The sequence below is a fragment of the Rhodococcus sp. NPDC019647 genome (genome assembly GCF_044389235.1).
GTDB classification, from domain to species: domain Bacteria; phylum Actinomycetota; class Actinomycetes; order Mycobacteriales; family Mycobacteriaceae; genus Rhodococcus_F; species Rhodococcus_F oxybenzonivorans.
This window is the reverse complement of the sequence record NZ_JBIRXS010000072.1, coordinates 1-2,808: the sequence shown is the minus strand read 5'-3', so window position 1 is coordinate 2,808 and position 2,808 is coordinate 1. Positions and strand designations below refer to the sequence as shown.

Here is a 2,808-nt window from a genome sequence, read left to right as displayed (position 1 = left end):
ATCACCAACCACCACATCCTCCTCGACGGCTGGTCCACCCCCCTCCTCCTCCACGAACTCCTCCACCTCTACACCCACCACAACGACACCACCGGGCTGCCGCACCCGCGGTCGTATCGCGACTACCTGGCATGGCTCGGGCGGCAACCGGTCGAGGACAGCGTCGCCGCGTGGAAGGAAGCACTCGACGGTGTGGAGGAGCCGACTCTTCTCATCGCGGACTCGGACCGGGCAACGGTGGCGAACTTCCCGGAGGAGCTGAGCCTGTCGATCGATCAGGAAGGGACGCAAGCACTACGAACGCTGGCGCGCGAGCGGAACCTCACCCTCAACACAATGGTCCAAACCGCCTGGGGCATCGTCCTGGCCACCCTCACCCACCGCGACGACGTCGTCTTCGGCACCACCGTCTCCGGACGCCCACCCCATATCCCCGGCATCGAGACCATGGTCGGACTCTTCATCAACACCATCCCCGTCCGCATCACCCTCGACCCCCACCACACCCTCACCCAACTCCTCGACCGCACCCACCACACCCACACCCAACTCCTCGACCACCACCACCTCGGCCTCCCCGACATCCACCGCGCCACCGGACCCGCCACCACCTTCGACACCCTCACCGTCTTCGAGTCCTACCCCCTCGACACGACGCTCGACGCCCAGAAGTCCGACCTCGAGATCACGGCCACCCGCGGGTCCGACGCCACCCACTACCCCCTGGCCATCGCGGCGTCCGCGGACGACCGGCTCCACCTGAAGTTCGAGTACCTGCCCGACCTGCTCGAGCAGGAGGAGGTGGAATCCATTGCTGCCCGAGTCCGCAAGGTTCTCACCGTCATGGCGACCGAACCCGATACGACGCTGGCCGCGCTGAACGTGCTCGACGACGCGGAACTGCGGGACCTCGTGCCCGCCCGGGGAGCACCGGCCGTCGAGTACCGCACCCTCGCGCAGATCTTCAGCGCTGCCGCCGCAGGAAATCCCGAGGCGCCTGCGCTGTCGTTCGAGGGGCGCACGGTGACGTACCGCGAGCTGGACGAGACGTCGAACCGGATGGCGCGCTTGCTGATCGACTTCGGTGCCACACCGGAATCGTTCGTGGCGTTCGCCCTCTCTCGGTCGATCGACTCGGTCCTTGCCGTCTGGGCAATCAGCAAGACGGGTGCGGCGTTCCTGCCTGTGGACCCGGGGTACCCGCGCACCCGCATCGAGCAGATGCTGACCGACTCCGGCACCCTGCTGGGTCTCAGCTGTTCCGAGCACCGCGACCAGCTGCCGGACACCACGTCCTGGCTGTTCGTCGACCGACCCGACTTCCGCACCCGGACGGAAAGCTACTCGGCCGCTCCGGTCGACGACCGGGATCGCCGACTGCCGTCGCGGATCGACCACCCGGCCTACCTGATCTACACCTCCGGGTCGACGGGCGTGCCCAAGGGTGTGGTGGTCACGCACCGCGGTCTCGGTTCGTTCGCCGCAGCGCAAGCCGAGCTGCTCACACCGCACACCGATTCCCGCGTGCTGCATTTCTCGTCACCCACCTTCGACGGTTCGCTGTTCGACTACCTCCTCGCGTTCGATTCCGCCGCAACGATGGTGATCACGCCACCCGGAGTGTTCGGTGGCATCGAACTGACCCGGCTGATCGAAGCCGAGCGGATCACACACGCGTTCGTGCCTACCGCCGCACTCGCCACAACCGACCCCGCGGACCTCGACACCTTCCGCGACGTGGTGGTGGGTGGCGAGGCGTGCCCACCCGGTCTGGTCGACAGATGGGCACGGGGCAGGAGGCTTCGGAACGGGTACGGGCCCACCGAAACGACTGTGATGTGCAATATCAGTGATCCGATGAGCGACGGAGCCGACATCACCATCGGAAAGCCGGTCCGCGGCGTCGCCGAGCTCGTACTCGATGCGCGTCTGCAGCCGGTGCCGGCGGGAGTACCCGGCGAGCTGTATGTCGCGGGTCCCGGATGCGCCCGGGGATACCACCGGCGGCCGGGGCTGACAGCACAGCGATTCGTGGCTGATCCGTTCGGCGGCGGTGAGCGCTTGTACCGCACGGGCGACATCGTCCGATGGCGACGTGAGGACCACTCACTGGAATACTTGGGCCGCAGCGACTTCCAGGTGAAGGTCCGCGGTTTCCGGATCGAGCTGGGCGAAATCGATGCCGCGCTGACCCGCCACCCCGCTCTCGCGTACGCGGCCACGATCGGAACGACGGGACCCTCCGGCGATACCGTGCTCGTCTCCTACGTCTTGCCTGCCGAAGGCATGGAGGCCGTTCCCGCGGAACTCACTGCATACCTCGCCGAGTCGCTTCCCGCCTACATGGTTCCGGCGGCCATCGTGACGATCGAGGAAATTCCGTTGACGCGGGTCGGCAAGCTCGATCGCGCCGCGCTACCCGAGCCCCAATTCGACCGCGGCGCGGATACCGCGCGCCACACCGCGACTCCGATCGAGGAGACGGTCGCCGACGCCTTCGCTGCCGCACTCGGACTCGACCACGTGGGCATCGACGACAATTTCTTCGAAGCGGGCGGCAATTCGCTGACTGCCACCCGGGCGGTAGCGCGCATCAACAGTGCTCTGCACACCGATATCGGCGTGCGCACGCTGTTCGAGGACCTGACCCCGCGCACTGTGTCGAGCCACCTCGTTCATCGAACGAACAACGTTCCGCATCCGTTGGTCGCGCGTCCGCGGCCGCGGTGGATCCCCCTCTCCCCCGCCCAGAAACGCATGTGGTTCCTCAACCAATACGACACCACCTCACCCGCCTACAACATCCCC

The 2,808-nt window shown here is 66.9% G+C and carries 1 protein-coding gene; it reads left to right on the top strand.

Going from position 1 to position 2,808, the window contains the following annotated elements:
• The coding region (locus ACH49N_RS38880) for an amino acid adenylation domain-containing protein (RefSeq protein ID WP_358278823.1) at positions 1–2,808 on the top strand (2,808 nt) is incomplete at both ends.